The organism is Neisseria subflava, assembly GCF_005221305.1.
GTDB classification, from domain to species: domain Bacteria; phylum Pseudomonadota; class Gammaproteobacteria; order Burkholderiales; family Neisseriaceae; genus Neisseria; species Neisseria subflava.
In genome coordinates this window covers 1,387,619-1,406,207 of record NZ_CP039887.1, presented here as the reverse complement: position 1 = coordinate 1,406,207, position 18,589 = coordinate 1,387,619, and the positions used below count along the sequence as shown (strand labels likewise).

Sequence of the window (18,589 nt, the reverse complement as noted above, 5' to 3'; positions counted from 1 at the left end):
TCAAACAAAATAACGCATTATATAGTGTATTAAATTGACTTTCGATATCGGCCGGTAAATCAAAATGATATATAAGGTATCACTGGGTGCAGCTGTGTTGTAGCTGAGGCTAAATCCATTCATAGTGGTGGAAATCCAATATTCAGACGGCCAAATAAGTTTTAAAATGTCAAACAACAAACCATTAGAATGATAAGGAAAAAAAACATGGCACAATTTTTCGCCATCCATCCCGATAATCCCCAAGACCGCCTCATCAAACAAGCCGCCGATATTGTCCGCAGTGGCGGCGTTATCGTTTACCCTACGGATTCCTGCTATGCGCTAGGTTGCAAACTCGGCGACAAAAACGCGATGGAGCGCATTCTCACGATTCGCAAAATCGATCAAAAACACCATCTGACCCTGATGTGTGCCGATTTGAGCGAATTGGGTACTTACGCCAAAGTAGATAATGCCCAATTCCGCCAGCTTAAAGCAGCTACGCCCGGCAGCTACACCTTTATCCTGCAGGCAACCAAAGAAGTACCGAATCGCACGCTTCACCCCAAGCGCAAAACCATCGGCCTGCGTGTTCCCGATAACGCCACCGCCTTGGCACTTTTGCAAGAGTTGGGTGAACCTATTTTAAGTTGCACCCTCATGCTGCCCGAAGACGACGAGCCATTGACCGATCCATACGAAATCCGAGACCGTCTTGAGCATGCTGTTGATTTGGTTATTGATGGCGGCTGGTGCGGTACTGAGCCGACGACGGTTATCGATATGACCGATGGTACTGAGCTGATTCGTCAAGGCAAGGGCGATATTGCCGTATTCGGCTTGTAAAACCATTTGTAGAAACTAGTAGCGTTGTTTACAGTATTTCCAGGAGAATACTGAAACATGAACATGCACAAAAACACCCGTCTCACCCCGCACCACCGCCAAGCCATTTGGCTGGCCTACACGCAGGGGAAGGAAAGCGTAACCTCCCTGGCACGCCGCTACCAAGTCAGCCGCGTCACCATTTACCGCGCACTTAAAGCCGCAAGGGGCAGACTGCTCAAACCCCAAACCAGTACCAACAACCGTTTCAAACAGGCAAAGTACGGAATGAAACGCCTGGCCAAGGTAGAACGCGGCATTCAGGAAAAACTCAAAAGGCAGGCCAAACGCTACAATAAATCCTACCCCGGAGAGCTGGTACATCTCGACACCGAACGGCTGCCGCTGCTCAAAGGACAGAAAGCCACCGGCAAACGAGTTTACCTGTTTGTCGCCATCGACGATTTCTCAAGGGAGCTATACGCCGCCATTTTGCCAGACAAAACCGCAGACAGTGCCGCCAAGTTTCTGACTGGACACCTGATTGATCCCTGCCCATACCTGATTGAGTGCGTTTACTCCGACAACGGTACGGAATATAAAGGCTCGGCCAACCATGCTTTCGGTGTAGCCTGTTATGAGAACGGGATTGGTCAAAAGTTTACCCGGATTGCCCGTCCGCAGACCAACGGTAAGGCGGAACGGGTTATCCGCACCCTGATGGAGATGTGGCATGAGAAACAGTTGTTTGACAGTCCGGAACACCGGCGAAAGGAGTTGTGCCGCTTTGTTAATTTCTATAACACTGTGAAGCCGCACCGCAGTTTGAACGGCGATACGCCGTTTGAGGTTTTGCAGGCTTATTTTTCTCAACCTGTGGTGTAAACAACGCAACGTTTTCCTACAGCCTGTTTTATGCAGGCTCTTTTTTTATTCTTATTCACTATCCTCAACGAAAATTAATTTAAGCGTTGATATATAAAAAGGCCGTCTGAAACCAATCGGTTTCAGACGGCCTTTAGTCTATCTATCCTTATTGCCAAATTACAATAAGGTTAACAGACAAGCTTTATTTTTCATTCAGAATCTTACCGACAATCTCGCCCACATCTTTGGACAAACCTTCTTGTGCATGGATGCGTTGCAACTCTTTGGTCATAACGGCTTTGCGGTTGGCTTCCAATTTGTTGCAGATGTTGAAAGCCTGCACCAATCGGGCGGCAACTTGCGGATTAAAGCGGTCGATTTCCATCACTTTATCAGCAACAAAACGGTATCCACTACCATCTTCTGCATGGAAGTGCGGAATATTACGACTGAAGCTCATCAATAAAGAACGGGCCTTATTTGGATTTTCAATACTGAACTTAGGATGATTCAAGGCCGTCTGAACTTGCTGTAAAGTATCTTTGCGGCGACTTGAGGCAATCAGAGCAAAATATTTGTCCATTACCAAAGCATCATCGGCAAATTTATCGGCAAATTGTGTCAACAAACGATCGCGGATTTCGCTTTCATTGCTGTTAATTGCGGATAAGATACCCCATTCGTGGGTCATGTTTTGCGCCATTGCTTCGTAATTCTCCGCAACGTGTTCGATATGCGCAGCGTCAGCACGAAGGATAAATGCCCTGCAAGCATTACGCAAAGTACGCCATCCGGCCAATTCCGGACTGTATTCATAACGAACAGCGGCATCAGCTTGGTTTTCTTGCTCGGCAGCTTGACGGTTCAGTTCGCGCCATTGAGGCAGGAACTTGACGGCAACGGCATTGAGCAAGGCTTCACGCGCCTGATGAACCTGAATCGGATCAATATTTTCTTCTTCCGCCCATACATCGGTTTCAGACGGCATTTGCAGCAAAATGGCACGGAATGCCGGATCAAAGTCACCGGAAACCACTAAAGCCCAAGCGTCCATCAATGCTTTGTGTTCCGGCAAAGGTCGGCCTTCCGCCAATGCCTGACGGTTGGCGTTAATGGCGCGATGATACAGGGTTTGAGCAGCCTCCCAACGGGCAAACTCATTTTCATCTGCCGCCAGTAAAGTGGCCAATTCTTGCTCGCTGTACGGATAGTTCAGGGTAACCGGTGCAGAGAAGTCACGCAGCAAAGATGGGATAACCGGCTCATTAACGCCGCCCAACACAAAAGTCTGCTCGGCCTCGGTCAATACCAAAACCGCCTCTTTCACCCGTTTGCCTTGATATTCAAACTCAACCGCTTCGCCTTTTTCGTTCAGCAAACCGGTTTTAACCGGAATCATCATCGGCTGTTTGTCCGCCATATCGGGCGTGGCCGGAATAGTTTGTTTGATGGTCAATTCAAACGCACCATCTTTCAGACGGCCTTGAGCATCTAAAACCGGCGTACCGGCTTGGCTGTACCACAAGGCGAACTGATCAAGATTGATACCGTTTGCGTCTGCCATTGCGGCACGGAAATCATCACAAGTCACAGCCTGTCCGTCGTGGCGTTGGAAATACAACTTCATGCCTTTTTGGAAGCCCTCTTCCCCGAGCAAGGTGTGATACATACGCACTACTTCCGCACCTTTTTCATAGACGGTCATGGTGTAGAAGTTGTTCATCTCTTCATAGCTGGCCGGGCGAACAGGATGCGCAGTCGGGCCCGCATCTTCAGGGAATTGGAACAGGCGCAGCATACGGACATTGTCGATACGGCGTACCACGCGGCTGGCTCGGTCGCCGGAAAACTCTTGATCGCGGAATACGGTCAAACCTTCTTTCAGCGACAATTGGAACCAATCGCGGCAGGTCACGCGGTTGCCCGTCCAGTTGTGGAAATATTCGTGGCCGACAACAGATTCGATGCCTTCAAAGTCGGTATCGGTCGCGGTACGGCTGTTGGCCAGCACAAACTTGGTGTTGAAAATATTCAAACCTTTGTTTTCCATCGCACCCATATTGAAATCGCCCACGGCAACGACCATGAAAATATCCAAGTCGTATTCCAAACCGAAGCGTGTCTCGTCCCATTTCATCGCATTTTTCAACGATTCCACGGCAAAACCGACTTTAGGTTTGTCTGTCTCCGTGGTGTAAAACTCGATTTTGACCTTACGGCCGCTCATGGTCGTAAAATAATCTTCCGTTACCGCCAAATCGCCTGCCACCAAAGCAAAGAGATAGCTCGGTTTGGCAAACGGGTCTTCCCATTTCACCCAATGACGGCCGTCTGAAAACTCGCCGCCATCGATTTTATTGCCGTTAGACAGCAACACAGGATAGCGTTTTTTATCTGCAACGATAGTGGTGGTAAATTTAGACATGACATCCGGACGGTCGATGTAAAACGTAATTTTGCGGAAACCTTCCGGTTCGCATTGGGTAAACAGGTTACCGCCGGAAGCATACAGACCCATCAGCGATTTGTTCTCAGCCGGTAGAATTTCAGTTTCCACTTCCAGCGTAAAGTTTTCAGACGGCACGCCGGCAATCGTCAGTTTTTCGTCTTCCAACACATAATCTACGGCCCGGCCGTTTACTTTCACAGACAGCAGTTTTGCCGATCCATCCAATACCAATGGCTCTCCTGCTCTTTCAGGTTGAACGGTCAGACTGGATTTGACGATGGTTTGCGGTTCTAAAATATCGAAATGCAGGTCGGTTTTCAGAATACGGTACGCTGGCGCGGCGTAGTCTTTCAAATAATGGATGGTTTTGCTCATTTGTTCTCTTTCAGAGTCATGCGGTAAATAGATGAAGCATATCGTTTCAGATAGTCTAAATTCAAGTGTTTTCAGAAAAAAAGGCCGTCTGAAACCTAAAATTTCAGACGGCCTCCCTATTCAGGCAGTAAATCTAGTTGCCTGTCATTGCCAACTTACCACTTATACAGCGCACCGACACCGACACCGACATGACCGTCGGTATTGGCCGAGAAGTTGCCTTTGACAATCCAGTTGCCGCCGTCACTCATCGCAGATACGCCGATAGCCATGGCAGACTGACCGCCGTAGTAGCCGCTGCCGACACCGATACCGGTCTCACCCGGACTGGTTACTTGCGGAATCGAGCCTTGGGCAATCGCACCGGCCACACCCGCGTAGGCTTTCTTACCTACTTGGTTGATGTTGTTTTGCAATTCGTTGCCCAAACCAATCAACTGGTTCACGTTTGCCGCGTCTGTACCGTCTTTACCCGGAGCCACATTGGTAATGCGTTGGCCGCCGTTGTTCAGACCGACAGGAGACAGTTTGACTTGGTTGTTCGGATTGTTTTCAGTTGGTGCAGCGATGGTTACGCCATCGTTGTTGACCACGGTGTTGCCTGCGGTCAGACCGTCTTTGTTCAACGCAACTTTATCGCCGACTTTCATGCCGTCGTTATTCATTACAGTATCGCCTGCTTTGAAGGTATCGGCATTCACTGTCTTCACGCTAATCTCGTCAGCCAACTTCAGTTGAGCACCACCGGCTACGGTTTCGCTGATGATGTTGCTGTCGCCTTTGACATTGATGGTGTCGCCCAATGCATAGTTGTTGCTGCCGGTCGTACCGCCGAAGTTGATGCCTTTGGCGATAGTCGCAGCGTTGTTGGCTACGTTTTGGTTGGTTGCGTACAACTGGCTGCCGTTGACAGCATCTTTGCTGTTGGCGTTGATGTCGCCATCCGCTACGTTGGTTACTTTGTTGCCTGCATTGTCCAAACCGTCTTTAGTCAGGTTTACCTTACCTGCTTTCAAGCCGTCTTTGTTCAATGCAACATCATCACCAACTTTCACACCATCATTATTAACAGTAGTATCACCGGCTTTCACGCTGTCAACGTCCAAGTCTTTATCGGTAGCAACTTCATAAACAGTCTGACCTTTGTCACCTGTTTTTTCAGTCACAACGATGTTCTTACCTTGAACGACTTCAGTTTTAGATGCCGTCGCAGCTTGTTTCAGTTGAGAAACATTAACCGCATCGGTGTCATCCGTACCGGCCGCAACGTTGGTAATCTTGTTGCCGCCATTGTTCAAGCCAGCTTTGGTCAGGTTCACATCGCCTGCTTTCAAGCCGTCTTTGTTCAATGCAACATCATCGCCGACTTTTACACCGTCATTATTCATCACGGTATCACCTGCGGTAACGCTGTCAACTTTCAGGTTTTTATCGGTAGCCACTTTGTAAATGGTTTGGCCATTGGCGCCGACATTCTGAGTAACAACAATGTTATCGCCTTGAACGACTTCGGTCTTAGCCGCAGCCGCAGCTTTGTTCAACTGAGCAACATTCACCGCATCAGTATCATCGGTACCGGCTGCAACGTTGGTAATCTTGTTGCCGCCGTTGTTCAAGCCGGCTTTAGTCAGGTTGACATCACCAACTTTCACGCCATCAGTATTGACGGTGGTATCGCCGGCTTTCACGCTGTCAACTGCCAAGTCTTTAGCCAATTTGACTTCCAACTTATCAGAGCCATTCGCTACAACACCGATATTGCCGTCTGAAAGTTTGGCTGCATCGGTTTGACCGCCAACAATATTCAGCTTCGTACCCGGTTTGCGTTCAACGTCTTTGCCACTGTCGCCGCCGAAAGTCAAAGGCAGATTGGCAGTTGCATTAACGGCTTTAATTGCATCGTGGATGTTGTTCTCACCAGTACCGCCAATATCGGTCATGCTGATGTTGCCGCCGTTATTGGCCGCATTGCCACCCAATACATTCACCAACTGATCTTGAGCCGCATTCAGTTGCTCTTCAGTCGCCGCACGTTTGCCTTGGGCAAAGTCGCTGCCGCCCAAAGTCGTATTACTCAAGCCGCTGACTTCGCCTTTATCGCCATCGATTTTCACCGGAGCCGCTTGACCGACATTCAATACATCGGCCAGTTTCAGCTGTGCACCACCGGCTACGGTTTCGCTGATGATGTTGCTGTCGCCTTTGACATTGATGGTGTCGCCCAATGCGTAGTTTTTGCTGCCGGTCGTACCGCCGAAGTTGATGCCTTTGGCGATATTGGCGGCGTTGTTGGCTACGTTTTGGTTGGTCGCAAACAGTTGGCTGCCGTTCACGGCATCGGTACTGGTCGCGTTAACCGCACCTGCAGCGACGTTACCCAAGGTTACCGGGCCGCCTGTGCCCACCAGATTCACTTTGTTGCTCGGCGTAGTGGCCGGAGTGCCCGCTGTGTCAACATAGGTCATCGGGGTATCGAACTTAACCGTTGTTACACCGCCAGTGCTGCTGACGTTGGCTACGGTACCTTGGCCGTTAACAAAATTAACGGTATCGCCATGGGTGACAAAATCTTCGTCAACCCCGTTGCCTTGTACGGTGAAGCCGGCGTTCAATACGTCGTTGACGGTGGCGGCGTTGTGGCCTTTGTTGGCAGACAAGGTGGTGCGGTCGTTACCGGTCGGGTTGGTAACGGCTGCAGCGGTATCGGCCAGATTGTCCTTCACGTTGGCCAAGGTGGTCGGTGCGGTTGTGCTGCCGGCCGCATTCTGCAGGCTGGTAATCACATCCGCTGCTGCAACTTGGTTACCTGCACCGTTGGGTGCATCGTAGAAGTTGCCGTCGGTGTGTTTGTACACCTTGGTGCCGTCGGCTTTGGTGTATGCAACCGGGGCTTGGGCACTCTGTACCACGGATTGGGCGTCTACAGCATAGGTGTAGGTCTGGTTGCCGTTGCCGTCAACATTTTGTTGCACCGTCAATCCGTTTCCTGCAGCCAGGGTCAGGGTGCTGCCTGATTTGGCTGTAGTGGCAGCGGGTGTACCTACGGTGTTGCCGCCGGCAGTGATGTTGAAACCACTGTTGTTGATGGCGTTAACCACATCCTGCGCGGTGGCGACTTGGTTGGTATTACCGGTTGTGGCGGCTTTGCCGTCCGTGCCGGTAGTAATGGCGGCAGTATCTGCGGACACGGTATAGGTAGTGCTGCCATCCCCATTAAGTGTCGGTGTGCCTACAGAGATACCATTGCCAGCAGCCACGATGGTTTTGGCGGCGGCGGCCTTATTTGCCACAACCTGCAATTGGTCTTCAGTAGCAGCGCGACCACTCACCGGCGTACCGGTCCAAGTTTTGTTGGTCAGGCCGGTAACCGTACCGGCAGTGCCGTCGACAGTAACCGGGCTGCCGCCGCTAGCCGGACCAACGGTAATGCTGTCGGCCAGTTTAAAGCCGATTTGGTTGTTGGTAACCGTGGTCTTGATATTGGCATCGCCGGCATATTTGACGGTTTCGCCCAGTTTTACGGTGTCGTCTGCACCGCTGTCGGCTCCGATCTTGAAGCCGGCGTCTTTCAAATCGGTCACGGCAGTATTGATGGCAGTATTGATTGCGGTATTAACTGCACCGCCAGTTACGGCACTGTTGTCGCCTGCCGCAACGTTGCCGCTGGTCAGGTTGGTAATCTTGCCGTTGTTACCCATATCAATGTTTTTGCCGTTGGTGCTAATACCGTTACCGTTGATGACCGGGCCGTTGTTAATTGTCAAGCTGTCGGCAGTCAGGTTAGGTTTGGTGGCAATGGTAATGTCTTTACCGTTGTTGGTTATGGCAATGTTGGTACCATCTTTAAACCCTACCGTATCATTCGGCTTGATGGTTTCCGCAGCACCGCTGTTCACTTGGAATTTCCAACCGGCGTTGGCCGCATTGGTGCGTGCATTCAGCGCAGTCAATGCGTCGCCTACGTTGCTGTAGTTCGTTGGCGTACCAGTGGCATTGGCCAGGGTGTAGGTCGGCGCGCTAATGCTGCCATCGGCCTGAACTGCCGATCCGCCGCCCAAGTGGGTAGCTGTGGAATTGGCAGTTTTGTACAACTGGCTGCCGTTCACGGCATCGGTACTGGTCGCGTTAACCGCACCTGCAGCGACGTTACCCAAGGTTACCGGGCCGCCTGTGCCCACCAGATTCACTTTGTTGCTCGGCGTAGTGGCCGGAGTGCCCGCTGTGTCAACATAGGTCATCGGGGTATCGAACTTAACCGTTGTTACACCGCCAGTGCTGCTGACGTTGGCTACGGTACCTTGGCCGTTAACAAAATTAACGGTATCGCCATGGGTGACAAAATCTTCGTCAACCCCGTTGCCTTGTACGGTGAAGCCGGCGTTCAATACGTCGTTGACGGTGGCGGCGTTGTGGCCTTTGTTGGCAGACAAGGTGGTGCGGTCGTTACCGGTCGGGTTGGTAACGGCTGCAGCGGTATCGGCCAGATTGTCCTTCACGTTGGCCAAGGTGGTCGGTGCGGTTGTGCTGCCGGCCGCATTCTGCAGGCTGGTAATCACATCCGCTGCTGCAACTTGGTTACCTGCACCGTTGGGTGCATCGTAGAAGTTGCCGTCGGTGTGTTTGTACACCTTGGTGCCGTCGGCTTTGGTGTATGCAACCGGAGCTTGGTCCTGCAAAGCAGCCTGCACCGCTTTCAGCTGCGATACGTTCACGGCATCGGTATCGGCCGAACCTGCAGCCAAATTGGTCAGGCGGCGGTACATTTTGCTACCGGACATAAAATGGCTTGTGTCCCCGCCCAGCGAAACTTCGCCATATTTAACCCCGGCTTCGTTGATGTCGCCGGCAATGACGGAAGTTGCGTTCGGTTTGTAGGCGGCGGCGGTCAAATCCGCATCGCCTGCAGTGGAAAGCGAACCCAATGCCACGTTGAAGTTGGTATCGTTTTTAACCCTCGCGCTATCGCCCAATGCTAGGTTGTTATTGAGGCGGTTGGGCAGGCCGGGGATGAGTGCCGTGCCGTTGCCGGTATCCGCGCCGGAGCCGACGGCCGTACCGCCGTTCTTAGCGGTGGCAGCCGCGCCGATGGCGATGCCGCCCGCTCCGGTGGCGCCGCTGACTTCGGCAGCCGCACCGATGGCGATCGAGCCGTTACCTTGAGCGATCGTTCCGCTACCGATGGCGACAGCATCATTATCTTGCGCACTTGCACCCACGCCGGCAGCCAATGCGTTAAGACCAGTCGCGCCGTCATTATTGAAATTGCCACCGTGTGCGCCGCCACCGTCGTTCACGCTGTAATAGTGGGTTGCAGAACTGTTGACCTGATTGGTTACAGCTTTCAACTGATCTTCCGTGGCTGCACGTCCGCTGACAATGCCGGCAGGATTCCAAGTTTTGTTTGTCAGACCGGTAACCGTACCGGCAGTGCCGTCGACAGTAACCGGGCTGCCGCCGCTAGCCGGACCAACGGTAATGCTGTCGGCCAGTTTAAAGCCGATTTGGTTGTTGGTAACCGTGGTCTTGATATTGGCATCGCCGGCATATTTGACGGTTTCGCCCAGTTTTACGGTGTCGTCTGCACCGCTGTCGGCTCCGATCTTGAAGCCGGCGTCTTTCAAATCGGTCACGGCAGTATTGATGGCAGTATTGATTGCGGTATTAACTGCACCGCCAGTTACGGCACTGTTGTCGCCTGCCGCAACGTTGCCGCTGGTCAGGTTGGTAATCTTGCCGTTGTTACCCATATCAATGTTTTTGCCGTTGGTGCTAATACCGTTACCGTTGATGACCGGGCCGTTGTTAATTGTCAAGCTGTCGGCAGTCAGGTTAGGTTTGGTGGCAATGGTAATGTCTTTACCGTTGTTGGTTATGGCAATGTTGGTACCATCTTTAAACCCTACCGTATCATTCGGCTTGATGGTTTCCGCAGCACCGCTGTTCACTTGGAATTTCCAACCGGCGTTGGCCGCATTGGTGCGTGCATTCAGCGCAGTCAATGCGTCGCCTACGTTGCTGTAGTTCGTTGGCGTACCAGTGGCATTGGCCAGGGTGTAGGTCGGCGCGCTAATGCTGCCATCGGCCTGAACTGCCGATCCGCCGCCCAAGTGGGTAGCTGTGGAATTGGCAGTTTTGTACAACTGGCTGCCGTTCACGGCATCGGTACTGGTCGCGTTAACCGCACCTGCAGCGACGTTACCCAAGGTTACCGGGCCGCCTGTGCCCACCAGATTCACTTTGTTGCTCGGCGTAGTGGCCGGAGTGCCCGCTGTGTCAACATAGGTCATCGGGGTATCGAACTTAACCGTTGTTACACCGCCAGTGCTGCTGACGTTGGCTACGGTACCTTGGCCGTTAACAAAATTAACGGTATCGCCATGGGTGACAAAATCTTCGTCAACCCCGTTGCCTTGTACGGTGAAGCCGGCGTTCAATACGTCGTTGACGGTGGCGGCGTTGTGGCCTTTGTTGGCAGACAAGGTGGTGCGGTCGTTACCGGTCGGGTTGGTAACGGCTGCAGCGGTATCGGCCAGATTGTCCTTCACGTTGGCCAAGGTGGTCGGTGCGGTTGTGCTGCCGGCCGCATTCTGCAGGCTGGTAATCACATCCGCTGCTGCAACTTGGTTACCTGCACCGTTGGGTGCATCGTAGAAGTTGCCGTCGGTGTGTTTGTACACCTTGGTGCCGTCGGCTTTGGTGTATGCAACCGGAGCTTGGTCCTGCAAAGCAGCCTGCACCGCTTTCAGCTGCGATACGTTCACGGCATCGGTATCGGCCGAACCTGCAGCCAAATTGGTCAGGCGGCGGTACATTTTGCTACCGGACATAAAATGGCTTGTGTCCCCGCCCAGCGAAACTTCGCCATATTTAACCCCGGCTTCGTTGATGTCGCCGGCAATGACGGAAGTTGCGTTCGGTTTGTAGGCGGCGGCGGTCAAATCCGCATCGCCTGCAGTGGAAAGCGAACCCAATGCCACGTTGAAGTTGGTATCGTTTTTAACCCTCGCGCTATCGCCCAATGCTAGGTTGTTATTGAGGCGGTTGGGCAGGCCGGGGATGAGTGCCGTGCCGTTGCCGGTATCCGCGCCGGAGCCGACGGCCGTACCGCCGTTCTTAGCGGTGGCAGCCGCGCCGATGGCGATGCCGCCCGCTCCGGTGGCGCCGCTGACTTCGGCAGCCGCACCGATGGCGATCGAGCCGTTACCTTGAGCGATCGTTCCGCTACCGATGGCGACAGCATCATTATCTTGCGCACTTGCACCCACGCCGGCAGCCAATGCGTTAAGACCAGTCGCGCCGTCATTATTGAAATTGCCACCGTGTGCGCCGCCACCGTCGTTCACGCTGTAATAGTGGGTTGCAGAACTGTTGACCTGATTGGTTACAGCTTTCAACTGATCTTCCGTGGCTGCACGTCCGCTGACAATGCCGGCAGGATTCCAAGTTTTGTTTGTCAGACCGGTAACCGTACCGGCAGTGCCGTCGACAGTAACCGGGCTGCCGCCGCTAGCCGGACCAACGGTAATGCTGTCGGCCAGTTTAAAGCCGATTTGGTTGTTGGTAACCGTGGTCTTGATATTGGCATCGCCGGCATATTTGACGGTTTCGCCCAGTTTTACGGTGTCGTCTGCACCGCTGTCGGCTCCGATCTTGAAGCCGGCGTCTTTCAAATCGGTCACGGCAGTATTGATGGCAGTATTGATTGCGGTATTAACTGCACCGCCAGTTACGGCACTGTTGTCGCCTGCCGCAACGTTGCCGCTGGTCAGGTTGGTGATCTTGTTGCCGCCGTTATCCAGGCCACTGGTGGTTAGTCTTACGGGGGAACTGCCTGCGGCTGCCGGAGTTATAGTGACACCGCTGCCATTGGTAACAGTTTTATTGCCAGCCGCATCAGTGGCAGTCACGCTGGTTACGCTCAAATTCTCGGCAGTGGCAAAAGTAAAATCCGCACCACTCTGTGATAGAGCGATGTTTTTACCCGCCTGCAATTTAACGGTACTGCCATTATTTACTTTGGTTGTAGCTGCACCAGTAACGGAGCCGCCAGCAACCGAACCACCCTGCACATTAAAGCCACTCTTGCTCACGGCAGTATTGATGGCAGTGGCCACGCTACCTGCAGTGGCAGCTTTATTCGCATCCGCAGCAGCGGGTGCGTTGACTTGGCCGGTTGCAGCGTTGCTGGTCAGGGGAACGGCTGCACCGCCGCCTGTGGCGTTGATTTTAACGGTGGTCACACCCGCGCCGTCGGTCGATACTTCGGTAGTGGTATTTGTACCATCAATAAATTTGAGAGTATTGCCAGGCTTGACGTTTTGCGTCGTACCAGTAGTTGCGGCTACCTGAAAACCGCCACCCACATTATTCAAACGGCTGTTCAATACGTTCAGCGCATCGCCGACGTTGTTTTTGCTAACCACATTACCATTAGCATCAGTCAAGCTGTAGGTGGGAGCGGTAAACGTACCGTCTGGTTTCAATACCGCGCCGCCGCCCAAATTAGCGGCCACTCCTTTACCGATATTGCCAACAACGTTTTGGGTAGCATGAAGCTGGCTACCGTTAATCGCATCGGCGGAAGCAGCCGAAACTTCGCCCGCACCTACCTGTTTGATTTGACGGTTACCAACGGTCACAGAACTATTGGCGGAATCGCCGACATATGTATAGTTCAGTCCGTTTACATTTTTCGTTCCAGACTGGTTGGTAGCAGCAACGGCAGTCGTACCTGAACCCAAGGCAACAGAATTGGCCACGGCGGCGCTGGCTTCTGAACCAATGGCAACACCCTTGGCAGCTGCCTGAGAGCTACGACCGAATGCGATGGAGTCTTTCGCCTGCGCGTTGGCACTACGACCAATAGCCAGCGCATCCTCGCCTGCGGCGTTGGCATTGTTACCCAAAGCCACAGTTTGTGCCGCATTCGCACGAGCGGAAGTACCGATGGCTACGGAATAATATCCGGAAGACTCCACACTGTTACCGACAGCCACGCTCTGCTGTCCATTGGCCTTGGCGGCCGAGCCGATACCAACAGCCATAGCAGCTTTGGTTTCCACGTCATTACCGATAGCAACGGAATTCGATTGACTATTGGCAGCCTGCAAAGTATTGCCGCTACCAATGCGGATGCTGTTGTTGCCCGCAGCACGGTCACCCAAGCCGATAATGCCGCTATTTACATCCAAACGGCCACCGAGCGAAAGGTGTTTGCTACCCGCGCCACCCGCATCGCCATGGAACAGAGCACGGTTGGTTTGACTGGCTGCATCCGTCGGGCTGCATTTATTCCGAAAAGCATTTGCATTCGGCATACTGCCGCCGCTGGACTGCCCGGCCGCCCATTCCAAGTTGTTATTAGACAGAAAGAACAGCGCGTTTCTTCTTGCTGATTCATCGCTGGTAACGATACATCCGTCATCATTACCGTCATTGATAAAAATACCCGGCCCGGCGTTGGCATAACCTGCAGTCATCATCAGCGCGGAAACCAATGCGGTACAAACGAAACGGGAAGATTTCAACCCCAAGCTGCCCAATGTGGCAGGCTCGGCAGAAACCCGTCCGGAAGAAGATTTTCCCTTGGCCTTGGCATTTTCCTGAACAGCAGTCCAAGTGTTGGTGCACGCATTCCAAATAACGCGATAGGCTTTATTCATTGTTATGCTCCATTATTTAGTTGTATAGAGTGATCGAAATTGCAACCTACCCACTTACCTGCACGAACCATTCGGCCCGTAAGTACAAGAATTTCGTTTTACGAGGCAAACATGGGGGTAAAATTTCCCCATTTTATCTTTATTTTGAAAATATTCCAGCCCCCCCCTGTTGATGTACGGAGAAATGTATCGCTTTTTTGCAACAGTAGAGGGAGTCCACCAGAATAAAGCAACCTGCAGGAGAAAAGGCAGGTATCCCATGTCTTGGACTCCCAAGTTTCTATAGCCATTCAGGTTTACTCTCTAAAGAGGGTGCGGCCTGATTCATGAAATTCTTTTAAAAACAGCATGCATCTGGTTTTTGCGTACAATATGCCGCACCAAAATCATTGGGAGAGTTGATATACAGCCTGCTATCTTGTTGCTTAGCGTATATTCGCACCCAGGTCTCTTTCAGCTGACCGTAGTTGACGACGTCGGTATCGTCGGTACCGGCGGCTACGTTGGTCACTTTGTTGCCGGCGTTGTTCAAACCGTCTTTGGTCAGTTTGACATCGCCTGCTTTAACGCCGTCCTGGGTCAATGCGACATCGTCGCCTACTTTCACTCCGTCGTTGTTCACGGTGGTATCGCCGGCTTTGACGCTGTCTATTACCAGGTCTTTTTTCAGCTTGACGGTCACTGTATCGCCCTGGGCTGCGGTGGTGATGTTGTCGTCGCCGGCAACGGTCACGGTGGAGCCCAGTTTTTCGACATTGGTGCTGCCGCTGTCGCCGTTGAAGGTCAGGCCTTTGCTGTCAACGGCGGTTTTGGCGTCCACGCCTTTTTGGATGTCGGCTTTGGTGCTTTGAGCGAGATCGATACTGTAATTAGTTGTGACTGCACCATCGGCTGCAGTTGTAATATTAGAGGTCAGATTCAAAGCATTGGAAACTTGTACCGTTGCTTTATCTGCGCTGACGGTATAAGTGGTTTCTTTGCCTGAAGTTGTTTTATTGACATGCGTGTTGCTGCCTGCCGCTACCTTGGTTGTGGTTTTGGCATTATTGATGGCATTGGCTACATCGCCGGCAGTCGCTACACCGGCAGTCGGTGCGGACACTGTACCATTATTATCGACAGACAATGTGCCTTGAGTGACGTTGATTTGAACTTTTGATGCATTCTCGCCATCGGTAACTGCAACGGTCGTCAAGTTGCCATTAGCGTAGTTGACCGTACCGTTGTTATTGATGCGGGATTTGTCTGTACCGTTTTGTTGGATATTATGTCCAACATTATTCATGACTGTGTACAGTTGGCTACCATTAACTGCATCGGTCGAAGTTGCGGCAACATTCTGGATTTGGCGCTCATTGCCTGCGCTGCCTACAGAAACCGCGCCTGTTTTAGAAGATGAAGAAGCAGCATAGCTGACATTGGTCGCAGCGCCGCTATCGTTTTTGAATGAGGCATTTTTAGCTGTTGCATCAAAATTATTGGCCGCGCCGACAGCACCATTGCCCAAAGCGACAGAGTCTTGAACAGAAGCAGTAGTACCGTTACCCAAAGCAACAGCATTGACGCCTGTAACATTTGCCTGATTACCGATAGCGACACCATTTGTGGCTGCGCTTGTTGTAGATGCAGATGGGCCAATGGCAATTGAGTTTGCACCTTTCGCACCATCGTTATTCCAGTTTTTGGTGCCGTCAGTACTGCCATCAGTTGACTTAACAGAGAAATAACGAATGCGTTCGAGCGCACTCAATACACCATAAAGCTGTGAGCCGTTGATCGCATCAGTAGAAGTAGCAGAAATATCGCCAGGAGCTACGTTGATAATTTGACGTTCGTAACCTTGAGAACCGACAGACACAACATCACCGGCATCGGTATGTAGAAACTAGTAGCGTTGTTTACAGTATTTCCAGGAGAATACTGAAACATGAACATGCACAAAAACACCCGTCTCACCCCGCACCACCGCCAAGCCATTTGGCTGGCCTACACGCAGGAAAAGGAAAGCGTCACCTCCCTGGCACGCCGCTACCAAGTCTGCCGCGTCACCATTTACCGCGCACTTAAAGCCGCAAGGGGCAGACTGCTCAAACCCCAAACCAGTACCAACAACCGTTTCAAACAGGCAAAGTACGGAATGAAACGCCTGGCCAAGGTAGAACGCGGCATTCAGGAAAAACTCAAAAGGCAGGCCAAACGCTACAATAAATCCTACCCCGGAGAGCTGGTACATCTCGATACCAAACGGCTGCCGCTGCTCAAAGGGCAGAAAGCCACCGATAATCGGGATTACCTGTTTGTCGCCATCGACGATTTCTCAAGGGAGCTATACTCCGCCATTTTGCCGGACAAAACTGCAGACAGTGCCGCCAAGTTTCTGACTGGACACCTGATTGATCCCTGTCCATACCTGATTGAGTGCGTTTACTCCGACAACGGTACGGAATATAAAGGCTCGGCCAACCATGCTTTCGGTGTAGCCTGTTATGAGAACGGGATTGGTCAAAAGTTTACCCGGGTTGCCCGTCCGCAGACCAACGGTAAGGCGGAACGGGTTATCCGCACCCTGATGGAGATGTGGCATGGGAAACAGTTGTTTGACAGTCCGGAACACTGGCGAAAGGAGTTGTGCCGCTTTGTTAATTTCTATAACACTGTGAAGCCGCACCGCAGTTTGAACGGCGATACGCCGTTTGAGGTCTTGCAGGCTTCATTCTCAACCTGTGGTGTAAACAACGCAACGTTTTCCTACAGGTTATGGCTTAAGAAAACAAATTTTTCTCTTGTTTTAGGCGTATTTTGTTGGGAAACGTTGTTTTTTGCAGACAGAGTAGGTATGGAAAATAGTCGTTTATTTCGTAATATGTTTTTTTAAAAGGAAATTTTAGGAGAATCATAAAAGACGGCATTGAGGTTGGAGTTTAAATGTCGTTTATATTGTCTTCAGACGGCCTTGTTGAGTGAGATTTATAGTGTATTGGGTTTTAAAATTATAAAAACCTGCCTGAGTAATCAGGCAGGTTTCATTTGTTTGAAAGACAGATTAGTTTTTGTCTTGGTCAACCAGTTTGTTTTTAGCGATCCAAGGCATCATAGAACGCAGTTGTGCGCCAACTTTTTCGATTTGGTGGTCGGCAGTCAGGCGGCGGCGGGCAGTCATGCTGGCGTAGTTGACGGCACCTTCTTGGATGAACATTTTGGCGTATTCGCCGGTTTGGATGCGTTTCAAGGCGTTGCGCATGGCCTCGCGCGATTTATCGTTGATAACTTCCACGCCGGTAACGTATTCGCCGTACTCCGCGTTGTTGGAAATGGAGTAGTTCATGTTGGCGATGCCGCCTTCGTAAATCAGGTCAACGATGAGCTTCATTTCGTGCAGACACTCGAAATAGGCCATTTCGGGCGCGTAGCCTGCTTCGGTCAGGGTTTCGAAGCCGGTTTTAATCAACTCGACCACACCGCCGCACAATACGGCTTGTTCGCCGAAGAGGTCGGTTTCGGTTTCTTCGCGGAAGTTGGTTTCGATTACGCCGCCTTTAGTGCCGCCGTTGGCTGCTGCGTAAGACAGGGCGATGTCTTTGGCTTTGCCACTTTTATCTTGGTAAACGGCGATCAGGGAAGGTACGCCGCCGCCTTTCAGGAATTCGCTGCGTACGGTGTGGCCGGGGCCTTTAGGGGCGATCATGATAACGTCGAGGTCGGCGCGAGGTACGATTTGGTTGTAGTGTACGTTGAAGCCGTGGGCAAACGCCAATACTGCACCTTCTTTCAAGTTAGGCTCGATTTCGTTTTTGTATACGATAGGTTGGTTTTCGTCAGGCAACAGAATCATTACAACGTCGGCTGCTTTGGTTGCTTCAGCAACGGTGCGCACGTCGTGGCCGGCTGCTTCGGCTTTTTTCCAAGAGCCGCCTTGGCGCAGACCGATTACGACATTTACGCCGGAATCTTTCAGGTTTGCTGCGTGTGCGTGACCTTGTGAACCGTAACCGATGATGGCAACGGTTTTGCCTTTGATCAGAGAAAGGTCAGCGTCTTTATCGTAATAAACTTGCATTTTATTTCCTTAGTGTAAGAGGGTTCCGGATAATCCGGGTTGAGTTAAAAGTAATAGGGGTTTAAGCGGGGACTTGGTTCATCAAGACGATTTCCAATGCTTCGGTTTTTCCTTCGATGGATTTGACGAAGTTTTGGAAATGTTCGCTGGCATTGTGTTCGTCAATAGCTGCTTGGGATTTCCAGCTTTCTACGAATACGAAACGGTTGGGTTTGCCGATTTCTTGGTGCAGGTCGTAGCTGATGTTGCCTTCTTCTGCACGGCTGGCTTTGACCAAGTCTTTAAACTGGGCAGCCAGAGCCTCGGTGTATTCGGGTTTGACGGTAACTAATGCAACGATTTGGATGCTTGACATATTTGTCTCCTACTGTT

Annotated in this window: 7 protein-coding genes and 1 pseudogene; 3 read left to right on the top strand and 5 right to left on the bottom strand. The window is 51.7% G+C overall.

The window, feature by feature from the left end:
- Window positions 1–207 precede the first annotated feature (207 nt).
- The gene (locus FAH66_RS06800) at window positions 208–828 is read left to right on the top strand and encodes an L-threonylcarbamoyladenylate synthase (protein WP_003680049.1); all 621 of its coding nucleotides are present in this window, start codon (window positions 208–210) and stop codon (window positions 826–828) included.
- Window positions 829–885: 57 nt separating this feature from the next.
- Window positions 886–1,692, top strand: coding sequence for an integrase core domain-containing protein (locus FAH66_RS06795; RefSeq protein WP_137041117.1), 807 nt, complete (start codon window positions 886–888; stop codon window positions 1,690–1,692).
- A 184-nt stretch (window positions 1,693–1,876) separates the two neighbouring features.
- On the opposite strand, the gene pepN is transcribed toward FAH66_RS06795, so the two are convergent.
- From pepN to FAH66_RS06750, 3 genes are all read right to left on the bottom strand, one after another.
- A complete protein-coding gene (pepN, locus tag FAH66_RS06790) occupies window positions 1,877–4,498 on the bottom strand; it encodes an aminopeptidase N (RefSeq protein ID WP_137041116.1) in 2,622 nt (873 codons plus the stop codon).
- 155 nt (window positions 4,499–4,653) lie between these two features.
- Window positions 4,654–14,160, bottom strand: coding sequence for a YadA-like family protein (locus tag FAH66_RS10830; RefSeq protein WP_167480323.1), 9,507 nt, complete (start codon window positions 14,158–14,160; stop codon window positions 4,654–4,656).
- A gap of 337 nt (window positions 14,161–14,497) precedes the next feature.
- Window positions 14,498–16,018, bottom strand: a complete 1,521-nt coding sequence (locus FAH66_RS06750; protein ID WP_137041115.1) for a hypothetical protein — start codon at window positions 16,016–16,018, stop codon at window positions 14,498–14,500.
- A 69-nt stretch (window positions 16,019–16,087) separates the two neighbouring features.
- On the opposite strand from FAH66_RS06750, the pseudogene FAH66_RS06745 reads away from it, so the two are divergent.
- Window positions 16,088–16,912: pseudogene (locus FAH66_RS06745) on the top strand (integrase core domain-containing protein); the annotation flags it as partial.
- A 291-nt stretch (window positions 16,913–17,203) separates the two neighbouring features.
- Here the strand turns inward: FAH66_RS06745 and ilvC are convergent.
- Window positions 17,204–18,217, bottom strand: a complete 1,014-nt coding sequence (gene ilvC / locus FAH66_RS06740) for a ketol-acid reductoisomerase (RefSeq protein ID WP_003680040.1) — start codon at window positions 18,215–18,217, stop codon at window positions 17,204–17,206.
- A gap of 61 nt (window positions 18,218–18,278) precedes the next feature.
- On the bottom strand, window positions 18,279–18,572 hold the full coding sequence (locus tag FAH66_RS06735) for a putative quinol monooxygenase (RefSeq protein WP_049329574.1): 294 nt from the start codon (window positions 18,570–18,572) through the stop codon (window positions 18,279–18,281).
- Between the last annotated feature and the right edge of the window lie 17 nt (window positions 18,573–18,589).